Source organism: Nostoc sp., from assembly GCF_036917355.1.
Taxonomy (GTDB): Bacteria; Cyanobacteriota; Cyanobacteriia; order Cyanobacteriales; family Nostocaceae; genus Nostoc.
This window is the reverse complement of sequence record NZ_JBALDP010000013.1, coordinates 50,732-68,784: the sequence shown is the minus strand read 5'-3', so window position 1 is coordinate 68,784 and position 18,053 is coordinate 50,732. Positions and strand designations below refer to the sequence as shown.

At 41.0% G+C, this 18,053-nt stretch carries 15 protein-coding genes; 6 read left to right on the top strand and 9 right to left on the bottom strand.

Annotated features, from left to right (window positions below; all coding sequences use genetic code 11):
* Positions 1-425: 425 nt before the first annotated feature.
* The 4 genes from V7K53_RS03910 to folK all read right to left on the bottom strand — a co-directional run bounded on the left by V7K53_RS03910 (position 426) and on the right by folK (position 3,109).
* Positions 426-977 carry a hypothetical protein gene (locus V7K53_RS03910; protein ID WP_335196330.1) on the bottom strand — a complete coding sequence of 184 codons (552 nt, stop codon included), beginning with the start codon at positions 975-977 and terminating at the stop codon, positions 426-428.
* A gap of 146 nt (positions 978-1,123) precedes the next feature.
* Complete coding sequence (locus tag V7K53_RS03905) at positions 1,124-1,969, bottom strand: ADP-ribosylglycohydrolase family protein (protein ID WP_335196329.1); 846 nt, start codon at positions 1,967-1,969, stop codon at positions 1,124-1,126.
* Positions 1,970-1,976: 7 nt separating this feature from the next.
* Complete coding sequence (locus V7K53_RS03900) at positions 1,977-2,525, bottom strand: NUDIX hydrolase (protein ID WP_335196328.1); 549 nt, start codon at positions 2,523-2,525, stop codon at positions 1,977-1,979.
* 68 nt (positions 2,526-2,593) lie between these two features.
* Positions 2,594-3,109 carry a 2-amino-4-hydroxy-6-hydroxymethyldihydropteridine diphosphokinase gene (gene folK, locus V7K53_RS03895; protein WP_335196327.1) on the bottom strand — a complete coding sequence of 172 codons (516 nt, stop codon included), beginning with the start codon at positions 3,107-3,109 and terminating at the stop codon, positions 2,594-2,596.
* A 253-nt stretch (positions 3,110-3,362) separates the two neighbouring features.
* Between folK and V7K53_RS03890 the strand changes: the two genes are divergently transcribed.
* On the top strand, positions 3,363-5,747 hold the full coding sequence (locus V7K53_RS03890; RefSeq protein WP_335196326.1) for a transglycosylase domain-containing protein: 2,385 nt from the start codon (positions 3,363-3,365) through the stop codon (positions 5,745-5,747).
* Positions 5,748-5,959: 212 nt separating this feature from the next.
* Here the strand turns inward: V7K53_RS03890 and V7K53_RS03885 are convergent, their stop codons facing one another.
* Positions 5,960-7,336, bottom strand: coding sequence for an MATE family efflux transporter (locus V7K53_RS03885; RefSeq protein WP_335196325.1), 1,377 nt, complete (start codon positions 7,334-7,336; stop codon positions 5,960-5,962).
* A gap of 347 nt (positions 7,337-7,683) precedes the next feature.
* Between V7K53_RS03885 and V7K53_RS03880 the strand changes: the two genes are divergently transcribed.
* Positions 7,684-7,902 (top strand): hypothetical protein, encoded by a 219-nt coding sequence (locus V7K53_RS03880; protein ID WP_335196324.1) that lies wholly within the window; start codon positions 7,684-7,686, stop codon positions 7,900-7,902.
* Positions 7,903-8,212: 310 nt separating this feature from the next.
* Here V7K53_RS03880 and V7K53_RS03875 read toward each other — a convergent pair whose 3' ends face one another.
* A complete protein-coding gene (locus V7K53_RS03875; protein ID WP_335196323.1) occupies positions 8,213-10,405 on the bottom strand; it encodes a lytic transglycosylase domain-containing protein in 2,193 nt (730 codons plus the stop codon).
* 190 nt (positions 10,406-10,595) lie between these two features.
* Between V7K53_RS03875 and V7K53_RS03870 the strand changes: the two genes are divergently transcribed.
* Positions 10,596-10,787, top strand: a complete 192-nt coding sequence (locus tag V7K53_RS03870) for a hypothetical protein (protein ID WP_335196322.1) — start codon at positions 10,596-10,598, stop codon at positions 10,785-10,787.
* Positions 10,788-10,903: 116 nt separating this feature from the next.
* Here V7K53_RS03870 and V7K53_RS03865 read toward each other — a convergent pair whose 3' ends face one another.
* The 3 genes from V7K53_RS03865 to V7K53_RS03855 all read right to left on the bottom strand — a co-directional run bounded on the left by V7K53_RS03865 (position 10,904) and on the right by V7K53_RS03855 (position 14,690).
* Positions 10,904-11,962, bottom strand: a complete 1,059-nt coding sequence (locus V7K53_RS03865; protein ID WP_335196321.1) for a 3-deoxy-7-phosphoheptulonate synthase — start codon at positions 11,960-11,962, stop codon at positions 10,904-10,906.
* A gap of 198 nt (positions 11,963-12,160) precedes the next feature.
* The gene (locus V7K53_RS03860; RefSeq protein WP_335196320.1) at positions 12,161-13,819 is read right to left on the bottom strand and encodes an alpha-amylase family glycosyl hydrolase; all 1,659 of its coding nucleotides are present in this window, start codon (positions 13,817-13,819) and stop codon (positions 12,161-12,163) included.
* Positions 13,820-14,312: 493 nt separating this feature from the next.
* Positions 14,313-14,690 carry a DUF1823 family protein gene (locus V7K53_RS03855; protein ID WP_335196319.1) on the bottom strand — a complete coding sequence of 126 codons (378 nt, stop codon included), beginning with the start codon at positions 14,688-14,690 and terminating at the stop codon, positions 14,313-14,315.
* A 228-nt stretch (positions 14,691-14,918) separates the two neighbouring features.
* Between V7K53_RS03855 and V7K53_RS03850 the strand changes: the two genes are divergently transcribed.
* From V7K53_RS03850 to V7K53_RS03840, 3 genes are all read left to right on the top strand, one after another.
* Positions 14,919-15,221, top strand: coding sequence for an acylphosphatase (locus tag V7K53_RS03850; protein ID WP_335196318.1), 303 nt, complete (start codon positions 14,919-14,921; stop codon positions 15,219-15,221).
* Positions 15,222-15,413: 192 nt separating this feature from the next.
* Positions 15,414-16,478 carry an agmatinase SpeB gene (gene speB, locus V7K53_RS03845; protein ID WP_335196317.1) on the top strand — a complete coding sequence of 355 codons (1,065 nt, stop codon included), beginning with the start codon at positions 15,414-15,416 and terminating at the stop codon, positions 16,476-16,478.
* 359 nt (positions 16,479-16,837) lie between these two features.
* Complete coding sequence (locus tag V7K53_RS03840) at positions 16,838-17,983, top strand: hypothetical protein (protein ID WP_335196316.1); 1,146 nt, start codon at positions 16,838-16,840, stop codon at positions 17,981-17,983.
* The last annotated feature ends 70 nt before the right edge of the window (positions 17,984-18,053 follow it).

Genomic DNA, 18,053 nt, shown 5'->3' with positions numbered 1-18,053 from the left:
TCTGCGATTTCAATCTCAAAAGGACGGCTCATGAGTATTCAAATTTATCAAGTTTGCTTCCCTCTATTATATGCAGCTTCATATTAAATTGGTATGAGTCTTTGAGGATTACAGTAATTTTCAGCTTTCTTGACTACGTAGGGAATCAATACGGTTCGGATAAGCATTTTGAACTCAGAATAGGGTTTGGGGAAAAGGGAATGGGTTTGCGGTTAAAGGTTTTTTATTCCCCTTTCCCCTTTACCCTTTAACCGAACCGTATTGCGTAGCGAATGAGTAAGAAACTTAAAAGGGTGGTTGTCAACTGCAACGATACAAACAAAACCACGATTTACGCGCAATTCACTAAAAAGCTTAATTTATCAAATCACTTTCTCTACGAGATGCTATGCGTTGCTTCTTTAAATATTTTACAAAACACCAAATTAACCTAAATATGGATATTTGGTAACATTACATTTCAATAATTGCATCCAATATTTTGTAGCGTTTTTTTGAGTTACTTCTATATCGCGCAAATTATGACCTTTGCCTATATTTAACATATAATATGTTAGTTGTAGAGCTATAAATAAATAATTTAAACCCAAAGGTTTGAAATGTTGCAAAAACAGGTGATATATAACTTGAAGTTTCTGTCTATGGCGAAAATGTATCCACCATTTTGTTTGATGTTCGGCTATATTTTTTTGAAGACCTAATATAGCCTCAATCTCTTTAAATTTATCTTTTACTTGATTATAAAATTTTATTTCTTTTTCAATTTCTCCAGCCTTGTATGATAAATCAGCATCATCAGATAACTGATAGGCTTCACTAATTAAATGACCAAGATTTTCTGCTTTTTGTTGGTCATATCCAAGTTTAATATATATTTCAGTTGCTGCTTCTGCCAATTCAGCAAATTTTTCAGCATCATGTAGCCAATATATTTTTGTTTGTAGTTCTCCTAAAGTAGAAGCTAGAGTATGATTCATCAATGTTGGCTTGGTTGGCTTGAAATATGCTTTCGATTATCTAACTTAAAATTAAACACTAAAATATAGCCTTTTGAGCATCTGAACTCAACTCGCTCCAAAATTAGAAAAATCAGATTATTTAGTGCTACTCAGATGTATTAGATTTAGCCGATCTTTTTACCCACTAAACTCATTAACTGCTTATCCAGTTCGATGAGGTAATCTCTACCGTAAGCTCCATTCTCTAACCCTGTGACAAGATGATTGGGAATATCTTGAGTAATTTCCTCGCTACAAGAACCAGCAGCCAAAGCGATCGCGGCTACTGTGTCTACATCCCCAGTAAAAGCAATACAATCTTGTAAAAGTTCGCTCATGCTGTCATTACGCATCACCGCAGTAATCGCTGCTCTGACACTCATCCAGCCTTTGGACTTGACTTTACCTTCCCACGGTTTATTCCACTCTCCAGATACATAACCTTCGAGAAACCGTCCTAATTTGCGTTTTGCTCCCAATCGATAGATAAAATAATGCGACATTAAGGCAGCCGCAACGGCAGCATTGATCCCATCGGTTGTATTGTGGGTAATTGCTGCTTGAATTGTTGCCGCCTCAATGACTTTTTCTGGTGTGGGATAGATGCCAATGGGTGCTGCACGCATTGCTCCCCCACTTTTGTCACTATCAGGGTTAATTTTCGTTAGAAATTCTTCCCCATCCTGAATTTCTAGTAGAAAATGGTAGAAGTTTCGAGCATAACCTTCTCTTCGATCGCGTTTAAAAGCTTTAACAAAACTATTGGCTAAAACTTCTGGCGTCCACGGTGCTTGAGCGACAATCACTTCCGCAATGGCAATACTCATCTGGGTGTCGTCGGTGTAGCTGCCAGGATTGAGTCGAAACCGCGGATGTTCGACGTATCGACTCAAATCGTTGTTAGCGATCGCTTCGTCTGCATATTCAAAGCCTGCACCGTAGGCATCTGCAATCGCTAACTCTAGCAGCATAAGGGTATTAAACTAAAAACGGACGCGCCAGAAAAAAGCTAGAAACTGATTTAGCATCTACCGGCTCTCCCTCCAGAATCGCTTTTTCTAATTCTTCAGGAGTCATAAACACAGTTTCGATATCTTCGTCTCCATCTTGTGGTGGTGGTGTCTCCAGCTTTTCTAAATCTCGCGCCAGAAAAGCATAGATAATTTCATCAGAATAGCCAGGAGCTAGGAAAAATTCGCCTAATTTGTCCCATTTTTGGGCACTATAACCAGTTTCTTCGGCAATTTCACGTTGTATTGTTTCTAAAGGCTCTTCAGTTCCTTCCAATGTCCCCGCCGGAAATTCTAATATCCGTCCCTGAATTGCAAAACGATACTGGCGCACCAGTATAAGTTTACCTTCCGCTGTCACTGGCACAGCTAGGGCACCACCAGGGTGACGAATACATTCCCATTCTCCTTCCGATTTATTCGGCAAACGCAAGCGATTAACTTCAAAATCAAACTTGCGTCCTTTATGAAACAGGCGTTGTCTCAGCAGTTGTGGTAATTCTCTACCTAGAGGCATAGTAAAATCTGATTATCTGTGAATACAGAGCAAAAATCAGTGTTCTTCTGCTTTTAAGGATGGTAATTTTAATTGTCCATCCATAAATGTACATCAGAACAGTCTACCTCTTTCAGCAGCTCTTTAATAACACACCCGGAAACTGGTTCTATCCAATCTGGGGCAATTTCTGCCAGTGGGACTAACACAAAGGCCCGATCCCGCATTCGTGGATGGGGAATCTGGAGATTTGGTGTATCCAAAGTAATGTCATCATATAATAACAAATCCAAATCTAGGGTTCGTGGTCCCCAGCGTTCCTGACGAACGCGCCCAAATTGTTGTTCAATTCCTAATAAAATTTCTAATAACTGCTGGGGGAGTATTTCTACCTGCAATGTGACGCAGCCGTTGAGGTAATCTGGTTGTGGTGGCCCGACAGCTTTGGTTTGATACCAATGGGATCTGGCTTCTAAAACAATACCTGGTATTTGGGCTAAAGTCTCTATAGCTGCTTCTAAAATTGTCTGGGAATCGCCGATATTACTACCAAGAGCAACGGCGCTTCGTCTTAGCTCTGCTTCGTCGTAGCCCGGTGTAGACATTATACTTTCCTGAAATAAGCCGTTTTCGGGCTGTCTTTGCGGATGCTTGTCAATAGCTTTTATATTCGCAGTATTTATCAAAACTGCAACATTTTTTACAAAACTAAATTAACTAAATTTAAAAAACATTATTTTCTAGTGAATTCAGTTAATTATTTATAGGATATTATACTAACACAATGGTAGTGCTATAACCCCAAAGTTGATTGATGGTGGTTATATAATTGCTTACTACTTTGAGCGAGGAACTGACGTGGGGAAGCTTACCTCCTGGTTCAAGCGAAGACCAACTAATTTGAGTGACTCTGGACGAGGAGGAACGAATGAGAGCTTACCACCAGCACATCTGGCGCAGACGAGGCAGTTACTGAGCAAAATGAAAATTTTACCATCTAAGATGAGGGTCAATCGGGCAACTGGCGCTAGACCACTCTATCGCCGCTTCTGGTTTTGGGCAGGTTTGAGTATTGGTGGTGGGATAGCTGCCTCGATCTATGGCATCAGTTTAATAGATCGGACTTTGCCAGATCAGTCCGAGTTGAATGCTGTGTTTCGAGAGCAAACGCTGACCATTAAAGCTGCTGATGGCACTATATTACAACAACAAGGTGAAGCGACCAGAGAACAGCTACAGCTAGAACAAATACCAGATAATTTAAAAAAAGCTTTCATCGCCTCAGAAGACAGAAGATTTAGGCAACACAACGGAGTCGATCTGCAAGGGATTGTCAGAGCGGGTTTGAATAATTTGCGATCGCAAGGCGTGGTAGAAGGTGGTAGCACCATCACCCAACAGCTAACGCGGATTCTGTTTTTGAAACAAGAGCAGACAATCTGGCGCAAACTTAAGGAAGTCCGCCTAGCCCAAAAAATGGAGCAAGAATTAACCAAAGATCAGATTTTAGAGCGTTACTTAAATCTGGTTTATTTGGGATCTGGAGCTTACGGTGTGGCAGATGCCGCCTGGGTATACTTTAGTAAAACGCCAGATCAACTTTCCCTTGCGGAAATGGCAACGATTGCTGGATTAGCTCCTGCTCCAAGCTTATACGCGCCAGACAAAAATCCCGAAGCGGCAAAACGGCGGCGGGACTTGGTATTGCTACGGATGCAAGAAGATAAAGTAATTACACCAGAGCAAAGGCAAGCAGCAGTTCAGGAGCCATTAACCCTCAAAAGCAGTTTACCCAAGCGAGTCCAAGTAGAATCACCCTACTTTACCAGCTACATCCAAAAAGAATTGCCGAAGTATGTTTCTGCTAATGTGTTAAAAAGTGGGGGTTTAGTAGTAGAAACCACCCTCAACCCAAGTTGGCAGAAAGTCGCAGAAGAGGCAGTTGCGAAAACATTGCGAAATCAAGGACGCTGGGAAAACTTTAAGCAAGCTGCAATGGTAGCCATAGACCCCCGAAATGGTGAAATTAAGGCAATGGTTGGGGGAAAAGACTTTGGTAAAAATCAGTTTAATCGAGTTACCCAGGCACAACGGCAGCCAGGATCGACATTTAAAGGGTTTGTATATGCCACTGCGATCGCTACCGGCAAAAGCCCCTACGATAGCTACGAGGATGCGCCCTTTGTCGTAGATGGCTATGAACCGAAAAACTATAGTGAAAACTTCCGGGGTTCAATGAACATCCGAGATGCCCTTACCCGCTCTGTTAATATTGTTGCGGTCAAGGTGTTGATTGATGTGGGATTTACACCAACGATTAAACTTGCCCATGATATGGGGATAAAATCTGAACTTAAACCCACCTACTCCTTGGCTCTTGGTTCAAATGAAGTCAATCTGCTAGAGTTAACCAGCGCTTATGGTAGTTTTGCAACTCAGGGATTGCACGCAGAGCCTCATGGTATTACCCGCATCCTCAACCGCCAAGGCAAAGTCATCTGGTCGGCTAATTTCAAGTCAAAACGCGCCCTCGACGCTGACAGTGCCGCCATCATGACTTGGATGCTACGCAACGTCGTCGAAGCTGGAACTGGCGGTGCTGCCCAATTAGATAATAGACCAGTTGCAGGCAAAACCGGCACCTCCGATGAAGCCCGCGATTTATGGTTTATTGGCTACATTCCTCAGATGGTGACAGGGGTGTGGCTAGGTAACGATGACAACCGCCCCACTTATGGCAGTAGTAGTAGTGCCGCTTACACTTGGCACGAATTTATGGAAAAAGCTGTAGAGGGGATGCCTGTAGAAAAGTTTCCCAAACGACCCAAGTTAGAAGGTCGCAAAGGCACTATCAAAGCCCAGTCTATCAAGCCCAAACAAATCCTGAATCGTTCTATTGCCTCTAAAGATGATGACTCAGAAGGTGAAAGTGCGAGAAATTCTAATTCTGAGGAGAGTAGTTCATCTAGGAGGCGTAGAAGAAGGAGAAGCTATTCTCAAGAAGAACAGCAATCGAGCGATTATACCCCAAGACGGAGAAGGCGCGATCGCAGCGAATCAAGTTCTAGTAACTCCTCCTCAGAATCATCTACTCCACGGCGACGCTCTAGAAGAGTAGAATCTGATTCACCCCCGCCTAGAAGAAGTCGACGAGAGTCCTCTCCTGCAAATAGTTCTGGTTCATCAGGTTCTTCATCGTCACAACCATCTTGGCGGGATAGACTTAGACCTTCTAAACAGTAATGAGAAGTGGGCATTGTTGATACTATGCACGACTAGTGCTTGAGTTACCTATCCCACTTACTTCTATGCTTTATTTTACTATCCCAGTGTAATAAAATATACCTGTGATCGTAGGCGCAGAGTGGACAAGGTGACAAGGTGACAAAAGTTTAGAACTTACAACAAGTCTTTCCCCTTGTCCCCAATTCTCCTTGTCTCCAAATCCTCTTTAGTCAAGCAGACTCAATCTCAGAAGTCAAAAGATAAAAACGCCCAGTTAAAAGCACTGCACCCATAAGTAGCCCTAGTACTAAACCCAACCATAAACCTATAGCACCCCAGCCGAAAGTGAATGCCATCAGATAGCCCCCACCTAGACCTACTCCCCAGTAAGCGAACATAGTAATTAAGACTGGCACTTTGGCGTCTTTCAACCCAATTAAAGCACCAGCAGCAATAGTCTGAATAGAATAAAATATTTGGACTATTGCCCCCGCAGCCAGGAAAGAAGTTGCCGTTTTAACTATCTCAATATTATCTAGATTACTGGTGTCCAAATACATTGCCACAATATAGTTGGGAAACAGCCAAAAAATTAGTGCCACAATACTTACAAAAGGAGTAACAAGCGCAATACAGACTAATCCTGCTCTGCTTGCACCCTTGAGATCGTTTTGTCCCCTCAACTGTCCTACTCTCATCGTGACAGCATAGGAAATACCTATAGACACTGTTTCGACAAAACTTTCTGTCTCGACGGTAATTTCATGGGCTGCTAATGTCTCTGTTCCAAACCATCCCATCATTAAAGCAGTGGCAGTAAATACTCCAATTTCTGCTCCATACTGCAATCCCAAAAACCATCCAGTTTGGAAGATATCTATAAACATATCTTTATCGAACTGATGCAAAGCACAATCAAGCTGATAGTCTTTAAAATAGTTATCAAAGCAAATCCAACTGGCGGCAGCGATAAAATTTAGCCAAAAAATGAGTGTGCTTCCCCAACCGATACCGGCTAAACCAAGGGCTGGTAAACCAAATTTACCGAACATTAGCACGTAATTAGCAACCGCATTTAATAATAGTCCAGCTACCGTAATTACTGTTAAGAATTGGGGACGATTGAGGGCAGAGCTAACTTCTTTTAAGATACAAAAACCGAGTGCAGCCGGAAAACCCCAAACAATAGACCGCAAATATGTTTGAGCTAATAACACATTGCTTTCTTCTTGACCAGTTAGCAGCAGGATATAGTCAAAGTGCCAAATGATAAACATTATAGGTAAGCACATCGTCACGGCTAACCAAATTCCTTGACCAGTAGCACGGCTCACTTGGTCTATCTTTCCTGCACCAAAAGCATTGGCGACACTCACACCCGCGGCTGAAAGAACAGAACGACAAACGGAAGCTAGGGTAGAAAAGGTAACAGCACCTAAAGCACCCGCAGCTAAAGCTTGGCTGTTAAGTAAGCCCATCATCACCCCATCCAATAAAGGAATGCCCGCTTCTAAGATTTGAGTAATTACCAAGGGAACTGCTAATTGCAGGCAGGCTTGAATTTCTAATATCAGTTCTGACTTAAATTCTTTTGAAGTTAACTCCATTGGGGCGCTAAAAAAGCAATACCGAATACATTAAGATATATTAACCCCTACAGGTGCAATTAACTCAAACTATTAGCGATCGCTTCTCCAAAAATTGTGTTCATAACACTCTTACCAGAACATGACAAGCTATTGGTGTTTAGACTAAGAATTTAAGAGATTTAATAAACTTTTTATCTTTTGGGTGTACAGAATTTCAATTCCTAAGTTGTACTTAGATATTCAGTACCTTGTATTTCCAGTATCCGTGCAAAGTGGGAAAGGTGGGAAAGGTATGATGTTTTGGCGTTTTCGTTGATTTTGCTGGTTACAGTTGCTAGCCTGCTATTGAACTGATATTAGGATTTATGAATATAAAAACGATAGAAATCAAAAACCTGCAAGCTCCAGAAATTGAGGAACTTGACGATTCTGAACTAATGGGTGTGGTTGGTGGGGGATTGTTGGATGGTGGTGGGGAAAAGCCTATTCCGGTTTTGGAACCTTTTCCTTTTGTATCTAAACTACCAAACCCTACAAAGTTCAAATGGTGGCCTTCTATTTTTGACAACACAGACGGTGATTAATTAATAAATATATTGGGGTTATTACGAACCCCAATAATACCTCACACCCGCACATCAGACCTATTTACCAGCTTTAACTGTCAATAATGGCACATCATCAACCTGGGCAAAAGTGATGCTTTTGACCAAGCTTTGCTATTACGTATGCCCAACTTCAATGTACCAGCATTTATGGCTCTAATAACAGCATTGTAGTTAGCATTGAAGGTAATACCTATTAGTAATTAGTTAAACAGATATTACTATGAGTTGTGAAATTTGAATTAAAAAATTGCTGAACTCAACACTCACAACTCATAAATTTATAAGATTATCGCGCTGGTAGTTGTGGGTGTGTGGTCGAGTACTTTGTCACTATGCCAGAAATCTCCGGGTTGTAAAGCCTTAGATAATTCCAGTAGTTGCCAAATACTTGCCGCACATAGTTTTTAGTTTCATCAAAGGGAATTTCTTCAACAAACTCATCTGGATCTTTTGTAGTTAGAGTTTGCAACCATTTGGAGACATTGCCAGGGCCAGCATTGTAACTAGCGATCGCCAGCAAGGAGTTATTGTTATATTGATCGTGGGTATGACCCAAATACCATGTACCCAGCATAATGTTATCGTTGGGATTTTCTAAGTTGATTGTTTTGAAATCCACCTTGATTTGTGGCGCGATCCATTTAGCTGTACTCGGCAACACCTGCATTAAACCAGTAGCTTCAGCGACAGATTTAATTTTTGGTTCAAACCGTGACTCTTGACGCATCAAAGCAGTTACTAGCAGAGGATTAAGTTTACGGTCAATAGACCACTTTTCAATCTCTCGCTGATAGGGAAATGGATAACGCGCTTGCCAGTAGGTGATTTGTTTACTCAGAGTCTGATATTGGGCAAGTTCGGCTGGCACTTCCCGGTCTTCTAATTTAGAAATTTCATCAATTCCGATGAGATTTTCTCCTTTAGCCTGCCGCATTAACCCTTCAGTAAATTGCTCTGCTACTGTTGGCTGAATTTTGTTCTGAAATTCTGTTTGCCATTGTAACCAGGCATCGCGGTCTTGACCTAGCAGATACAATTCTTTAAAAGTTTCAGAACCAGCAGGCGGTAATGGACGTTGAGGGGCGATTACTTCCGGGTTCATAACGCGCACGTTGTCAAAGTTGCCGACATTTAGCCCCAACATTGTCGCGGCTCGCCATGCATAGTAAGAGTAGGGAAACTGGCTAACCACATATTCATAAGCAGTTTTAGATTCTTGCTGTTTCCCCAGTGCAGCTGCCCATTTACCTACCCAAAAGCCTGCTCTTGGAGCCAAAATGCTATTGGGGTTATTAGTGACGATTGGTTCTGCCCATTGCCAAGCACCGACGTAATCTTTGGCTTCGGCTTTATCTTGGGCGATTTTCCAACGGTATTCTGCGGCTTCGTCAGAGTTACCGTATTTAGCTATGAGTAATTGCCACGCCGCGCTAGCTGACTTTTGATCCTTGAGAGTTTGGATTTTGGCTTTTTGTGCCAGTGCAGTACCAGCTTGTTTGGGAAATTTACTAATTACCTGGTCAAGATAGGGTAAGCCGTCTTTAGGTGTTTTTGCGGTTTCTGCTAATCTCAGTAGTGCCGTCCCAGTTTCCTCACTATTGGGAAATTGCTGCACTAATTGTTTATAGGTGGCGATCGCTTTTTCTTTATCTTTGCCTCCCACCTGTAAGCCCCGTGCAGTACGGTAGAGGTTGCGCGATGTTTTGGGTGCTTTGGCGTAAGCATTGGCCGCTTTGGGAAATTGACTATTTTCCCAATAGCTAGTACCAATGAGTTCCCAATCTTCAGGTTTGAGGTTGGGCTGTTTTACTAACCGATCCAAAACGCCCACTATGCCTGGTTGATCGTAGGCATACTTAGCCAAAATCAATTGTAATTGTGGCTGATTGGGATTTTCTTGCAAGCGTTTGCGGATAATTTCCCAAGTTAGAGGATTGGAAGGAAATTGAGCGATCGCAGTTTCTTGTTGCTTTGGTTGAGCAATCAAATATAGCGCTTTCACGCTGGCCGCTTCTTTGGGATACAGTTTTATCACCCTTTGCCTGAGATCCGAGGCTTTGCCGTCCTCGCCCAGCATATCCTGTGCCTGAGCTTGTTTGAGCAAAATGTAGGGCGCGAGGATAGGATAGTCTTTCTCTAGTCCTTGGAGTAAAACCAGAGCTTTTTGCCCTTGGGTTCTTTCAATATAATCACTCGCCAAAAGATAACGAGCGCGATTGCGATCTGGCGATCGTGATTCTTGAGCGATCGTTGCTAGTTTTGCCGCCCGTTCTGGCAGCGATTGCGATATCAGCCCAAAGACAGCTGATTGGGCAACACTACCGTCCGATCTTTGTTCGGCTTGATTCTGACTCAGTTTGAGCCATTTCCCCAGAGACTTGCCAATCTCAGGTGCTGATACCATTGCCCCAGCTAAAAAGGCAAACAGTGCCGCACCCGCAATTATCGAAATTTGCTTTTTCTGTAGTTTCTTCAGCATGAATACCCGCTGAAAAGTTTCGGTGAATTTCTTGAAACTCTAACACTCCTAACCATCAGTGTTACCAATTTTTAATTTTAGATTTTTAATTTTATGTAGAAAAATCCTAATTTTCAATCTTTCAGTTGGTAGTATTGAGTTATTATCACATATTAGATACTATTACATCTGTCTTGGGTATATCTTAACGATGGTAAGAGGTAGCCCTTCAGTTGGAGATTCGATTCCTACTAATTTGGGGTTACTGAATTCTCGTACCCTGCGGCAAGCTTACACAACAGCGTGGCTCTTAAACCTTTACTCGATTACAAATAAAATTCGTCGCCACCACTTGGGCGCTTTTTCCAGGTCATTAGCTGCCGTGCTTTCACCCAAAGTTTGATTTCAAAGCCTCTCCCCGTTCCGCGAAGAGAAACAGAAGTGGGGTTTTTAGTATACTTTCAGACTTGACAAACATTCTCTAAATCCCCCATTGATTGAATTCTGAATTCTGACTTCTCATTTAAGTTTTTCGTGAGCAGCCAAAATAATTTTTTCAGTTTCTTCCCAGCTAATACATTTATCAGTTACAGAAACACCATATTTTAATTCTTCTTGTTTACCAGTAATTGGTTGACTACCTTCATACAAATGCGATTCCAGCATCATGCCAACAATTGATGTATTACCATCCACTATTTGCTGAATAATATTTTCTAAGACCGCACCTTGTAATTTGTAATCTTTATTAGTATTGCCGTGGCTACAGTCGATTACAATTCTCGGTGGTAAATTTGCCTGTTTTAATTTCTCTTCTACCAGTTTGACATTTGCTGGATCGAAGTTGGGTTGACTACCACCCCTTAAAATTACATGACCGTAGCCATTACCTTTAGTTTGAAAGACGCTGACCTGTCCGTTTTGATTAATTCCCAGAAAATTATGCGGGTTTCCAGCTGATTGTAGGGCATTCAAAGCTACTTGAATATTGCCATCAGTACCATTTTTAAAACCCACAGGCATCGAAAGCCCACTTGCCATTTCACGGTGAGTTTGTGATTCAGTTGTGCGTGCGCCGATGGCAGACCATGTAATCAGTTCACTGATGTATTGAGGGATGATTGGGTCTAATGCTTCTGTGCCAGCAGGTAATCCCAACGCTGTAATTTTTAATAGTAGCTCCCGTGCAATTAATAAACCTTTCTCTACATGGAAAGAATCATCCATATCTGGATCGTTAATTAACCCTTTCCAGCCTACGGTTGTTCTGGGTTTTTCAAAATACACTCGCATAATTAATAGCAAGTTATCCTTGACTCGCTCGGACAATATTTTCAATCTCTCAGAATATTCGAGCGCTGCTTTTGGGTCGTGGATTGAGCATGGGCCAACTACTATAAATTTCCTGCGATCCTTAAAATTAAGGATATCTTCTATTTCCTGTCTATATGCTAAAACTCTTTGTTCGGCTAATTGTGTTAAGGGTAATTTTGACTTTACTTCATTGGGGGTTAATAAAATGCGATCGTTCTCAATGTTAGCGTTGTCGATATTACTATTAAATAATTTGTTGTGCATGGGGATGCTTTGGCAATTCTATAGACGCACTTCAACTCAAAAGTGTAACACAAACCTATGAAATTTTAAAATAGCTTATTTTCTGCTTGACAAATTTCTAATTAGACTGTAAATGAGTAAAATCATAACTAAAAAAGGGGAAATATTTTCCCCTTTTTCTTTTCTATTGGACTACCGACTTAGTGGTAGTGTATATCATTACTGCCATACAAACACTTTAGCTTCGTATGGCCCCAAGTCAATTATGATGCCATCATCACCAGCTTCGACATCATAATTGCCTGTCCACTCGTGCCATGTCCCAGCGCTAGGAAAGTTAGGAACGTGATAGTCAGCTAGGAAGTTTTCTGAGAAATTTGCAATTACCACTACACGAGAACCTTCATCATTCCAACGAGTATAAGCTAATACTTTTGCTTCAGGATTTTCGTGGATAAAATCGATATTTTCTGTGTAGAGAGCATGATTGCTTTTACGCAGGTTGGTTAAGCCTTTGTATGATTCAAATAAACCACGATTGAGATCGTTACCTAACAGCGTCCAATCGATTTTGGATGATTCAGGTTGTTTAGGTTTATACTCGCCAAATTCTTCTCCCATCCAAATCAAAGGCACACCAACAGCAGTCATTAGGATGGCTACTCCTAATTTGACCCGCCGAAATGCTTCTTCGTCAAAAATCTCACGGTTCCCTAGTTCAACCATGACATGATTATGGTCGTGGTTGGTGAGATAATTTACTACATTGGTAGCACCCAAAAAGCCTTGGCGCTTGCAATCAATGACATCTTTGAGACGCTCTAAATCAAATGTATCACCGCAAATATGTTCGAGAATGCAGTGATAAAAACTATCATGCCAGCAACCATCCATTGGCCCATCTACATTGGTAATGCTGGTAGTTTCAGGAATGTGTTCGGCAACATTATAAAAAGGCTTCATGCTAGCAGTTTTTTTGGCTTCCTGAACAATCCAGTGCATGAAGTCGTAGTTAGCAATTTGCCGTGCCGCATCATAGCGAATACCATCAAGATGATATTCCTGAATCCAAAAACGGATTGTCTCACCAATAAATTTCCAGGCTGGCTTAATATCTAATTTTTCATCATAATGTTCGTAATTAAACTCAGGGCCCCAATTATTATCAGGGTCACGAGGTTCGTGATGATACCAATAATCGTGGTCAATTTGTGTTAATGGAGCAGATGCTTCTGAGTGGTTATAAATACCGTCAAGAATTACACGAATACCTTTAGCGTGACACTCATCAATCAATTTTTTTAACTCAGCAGTCGAACCATAACTTGATTCTGTCGCAAAGAAGTGACGGGGATTATAACCCCAACTATAATCACCAGGGTATTCTTTAAGTGGCATCAACTCAATAGCGTTGATTCCTAGTTCACACAAATAGTCTAACTTTTCAATGACGTGTTTGTACTTACCTCGTGCATAAGGATCGTCCTCGCCACCAGAAAAGTCACCAACGTGCAATTCATAAATTACTAATTCGTGGTCAGCAGGCAAAGGTTTATCATCATGTTGCCAAACATAAGTATCGGTAATCTTTTGACCATCTTTGACTCGGATCACACCATCATCTTTTCCACTTTGTTCGTCTATATCAGTTGCCTGAGGATCTGTAACATCAACCCATTGTTCTGGTTCAAAAAACCATGAATTTGATTGAACGCGGAATTTATATTTATAAACGCCGTCTTCTAGTTCAACACTTGTACGAAAATAACCATCATCACCTCTTTCCATTGGAATTTCTTGCCAGTCAGAAAAAGAACCAATTAATGCAGCTCCTTTGTTGTAAGGTGCAAATAAACTAAATTCAATTGGCTTTGCCATAGAAGTATTTGTAATATCAAGGGTTGATAGAGATATTCTCTGATGCTCAATATAATTTGCAAATCGCTCTAGAGAAATAATTAGCTCGGCAGTGCTTCTATCTTCAGGAATAATTTATGAATTGTTTATAAAAATTAACTATGCTTTTTAATTTTTGGCTGTTTATAGTATTTATTTCTTGACTAAAATACAGATTTATTATGTAGTAAATCTCGCCTATAAAATAATATTAATATGTTTTTAACACTATTATACATACAGCAGTTTTCTTTTATATTAATGTAGTATGAAGCTACGATTTTGAAGACAGAACGTAGAGGTAGAAACTGTTTATATCTGATTTGTAATTCTACATTTGGTATCTTCTTTACTTACAAATTGCTGTAACTGCAAAAAAATCATTAAATAAAACTAATTATTTTTCTGAGATTAAAACACAGCAGATATTTTTGGTAAAAGTTAGGATGTTTTTTACCAAATATCTACTGCAAAATTACTCTTTTTTGTTGTTAGCTTGTTGTAGATAACTTAATAACCAATTTGCTGCCGTCGCCCTGCGAGTTTGCCGAGGCCCAAATTCTCCAATTTTGTAACCTTTGAAACCCAGTTTTTCTTTTAGCATTTGTTTATTTTCGGCAGGAATGGAACGAGTCAGCTTGACAGTTGCGGGGCGAGATTCAATGAAATCTGGTGGTTGTGGATACTCATTATGCCATTCTGGTGCAACTTGGCTAACGTTCCATTGTGCAATTGAGGAGTCATAGCGATAGCCTAAATAATGCCATAGCAACTGGTTGACTGTGGCATCATCAAGTTTATCGTCAAGAATTGCCCAAATTGTTTCCGTATTAAGTGGTGGCAGATTAGACATAAACAATTCAAAATTCCAAGTGGAATAACTGACTACTGATTAAATTACAGCAGTTTTCAGGTAATTTAGACTAGGACTTCAATGAAGAGTATAGTAGTTCAATTACTTGAAAAGTTCGGGAAATATACAAAAAAAGAAAGACTGGGATTAATTTCGCTAGTTGGAGTTAAAAACAGATTGTGTATACACAAACTAGGTAGACTGGAATCGTAAAGATTAGACCAGTCTATGCAGAATTCTACAGCACTGCCAAAGATTATCCGCGCCCATGTATTCATTTCTGGCCGAGTCCAAGGAGTGGGCTATCGCTATTCTACTGTGGATACAGCTAGTCAATTGGGATTAACCGGTTGGGTGCGGAATCTCCCCGATAATCGAGTAGAGGCAGTTTTTGAAGGGGCACGAGAGGTTGTAGATGACATGGTTCGTTGGTGTCACTCTGGGCCACCTGCTGCTGTAGTTAAAGATGTTGTGGTTGAATATGAGGAACCGGAAGGGTTACGGGGATTTGAAGTTAAGCGGGTTGAGTAGGGAGTTAACAAAAGCATAGGAAAGAGAAACTATCCCTTGTACCCTATAAACTATGCTGAAGTGACTTGTATATTCATGGGTTTTTCGTGTTCATGCCTTAAAGCAGTTTACCGCCTGTGAAAAATTTTGATTACAATGCAGATGTCTACTAGGCGGCGTGCTGTCTATCCATGTATATCCAGAAGATACTCAATGAGTAATCAATTAAAAGACTACAATCCCAGCGGCGTAGGTGAAATAAATGGCAACCTCTTAGGTTTGCCCTGCGATTATCAGTCTGCAAACTTGATTGTCTTTGGTGTACCGTGGGAAGTAACTGTTTCCTATGGTGCTGGCACTGCTAATGGCCCACAGCGAATTCTAGATGCTTCGACTCAATTAGATTTGTTCGATTTCGATCACCCTGATGGTTGGAAGCAGGGAATTTTTATGGAAGAAATTCCCCAAGATATTTTAGAGAAAAACACATACTACCGTGCCTTGGCAGCAAAAATTATTGAACGATTAGCCCAAGGTAAACAACTCTCCGATACACCAGATTTAACATCTGTGCTGACAGAAATTAATCAGGCTGGTCAGCAGGTTAATCAATGGCTGTTTGAAAATTGTCAGGCAGCAATTAATAATGGTAAACGAGTTGCAGTCATTGGTGGAGATCACAGTTCGCCTTTAGGTTATTTCCAAGCATTAGCAGCTAAATATCCAAACTATGGCATTTTGCACATTGATGCCCACGCAGATTTACGCGATGCTTATGAGGGATTTGAGTTTTCCCATGCCTCAATTATGTTTAATGCGATGAAAATCGCGCAAATTTCTAAGTTAGTACAGGTAGGTTTGCGTGATATTAGTCATGATGAAGTGCAAATGATTGACCAATCTGATAGTCGCATTATTGCTTATTACGATCCGGCTATTAAGCAAAAGCTTTACTCTGGGATAACTTGGATTGATTTATGCCGAGAAATGATCGGTCATTTACCTGAGTATGTTTATATTAGCTTTGATGTAGATGGTTTAGATCCAAAACTCTGTCCGAGTACGGGTACTCCTGTTCCAGGTGGGTTGGAATTAGAGCAAACTTTTTGTCTTTTCCGAGAATTGGTCAATAGTGGAAGAAAAATTATTGGCTTTGATATCTGCGAAGTCGGTGATGCAGAGTGGGATGGTAATGTTGGAGCGCGGGTAGTTTACAAGTTGGCAAATTTGATGGATTTATCAAACAGAATTCAGGAATCAGGAGTCAGAATGGGCTAAACCTTAGCTATCCGCTAACAGCACTAATTCTGTACGGCTGGCGGATGAATAAGAGAGTTTATAACCCTTGTTAAATCATTCACGTAACGTCATGAAAGAGAAGATTTAGTGGTTTTCAATCAGTGGCGGATCTGTAGCAAGATCCCGCAGGGTATCCACCACTGATTGTTCTGACTCCTGAATTCTGAGTTCTTCTTCAAGCAGAATTGGTATAAGGAACAAACAATCAGTACATCAGCGTCTGTCTCTATATCTCTCAGAATACAGATACTAAAATAATTCCAGCTGATAAAGTTCTGGAATTATATACTTTATTGTCTATTACTGGCTGAATAGTATTTCTTTGTTATATCTTAACTATGAAAATCATGCTAAAAAACTACTTTAACACCAATCAAGGGCGAATTTTCACTGCTTTGATTTTGACTGGAATTTTGTCTGTTGCTAGCGGTTTAACACTTGTCAAAGGTGCGACGGGTGCTTCTGCGAACTTCTCTCTAGAAACAAGCAATGAAGTTCTCAAAGACAATATTAAACCAAACCGCTTGCCACGTCCAGTAGCTAATGCAGTACTGCGAGACTTAGCCCGCAGACAGGGAGTTTTTACTAGACAACTGCAAATTATTGACTACAATCAACAAACTTGGCGCAATGGTTGCTTGGAACTGCCTCAAGCTGATGAATTCTGTACCCAAGCCTTAGTTCCTGGTTGGCGGATTGTGGTATCTAATGGCAAACAAAACTGGGTTTATCATACCAATAATAATGGGCGATCGCTACGTTTAGCTTCGGCAAACACTCCCTCAGAAAATCTCCCAGATCAATTACCTACATCTGTAAAAAATGCTGTTTTACAAGCCGCATCCAGACGTTTGCAACAGCCAATTTCTCAGTTAACCTTCATTGAAGCTCAACAGCAAACTTGGAGAGATAGCTGCTTAGAATTAGCTAATGTTGATGAATTCTGTACCCAAGCTTTGGTATCAGGCTGGCGGGTGGTTGTCGGTGGAGTTGGCCAAACCTTGGTTTATCATACCAATCAAACAGGTTCCGCACTCAGACTGAATCAAAAGGCTAACGAAACTACACTGGGGCCTGTGCAAATTCCAGCTAGTGAGTTACCACCACCGTTAGATCGAGATATAGTATTTCGCCAAATCTCCAGTGGGGGTTTTGCTGGCAGAACCTATGAGACTGTTTTACTCAAAGATGGGCGACTGATTCGCGTGCGGATTGGTGATGCTAATGATTCTGAACGTAGTGTTCGCCGTGTTTCTGTACAACAGGTACAAGAATTTGTGCGATCGCTAAAACGTTCTCAGTTTAGTAAATTTCGGAATTTGAGTTACCCAGCCCCTAGTGGTGCTGCTGATTATATCACCTACACCCTCACCAGCCAAGAAGGTACGGTTCAGTACAATGATATTTCTCAAAATAACCTGCCAAAGAATTTACAGACAGCAGTCAAAGCCTGGAATCAAATTGTAGCCAGCGCACAATCATAAACTTCATTGATGGAATGCCACTCTTTTATAAAGTGATGGGTTTTAAATTTCCCAAATGCTGGCGATGTCT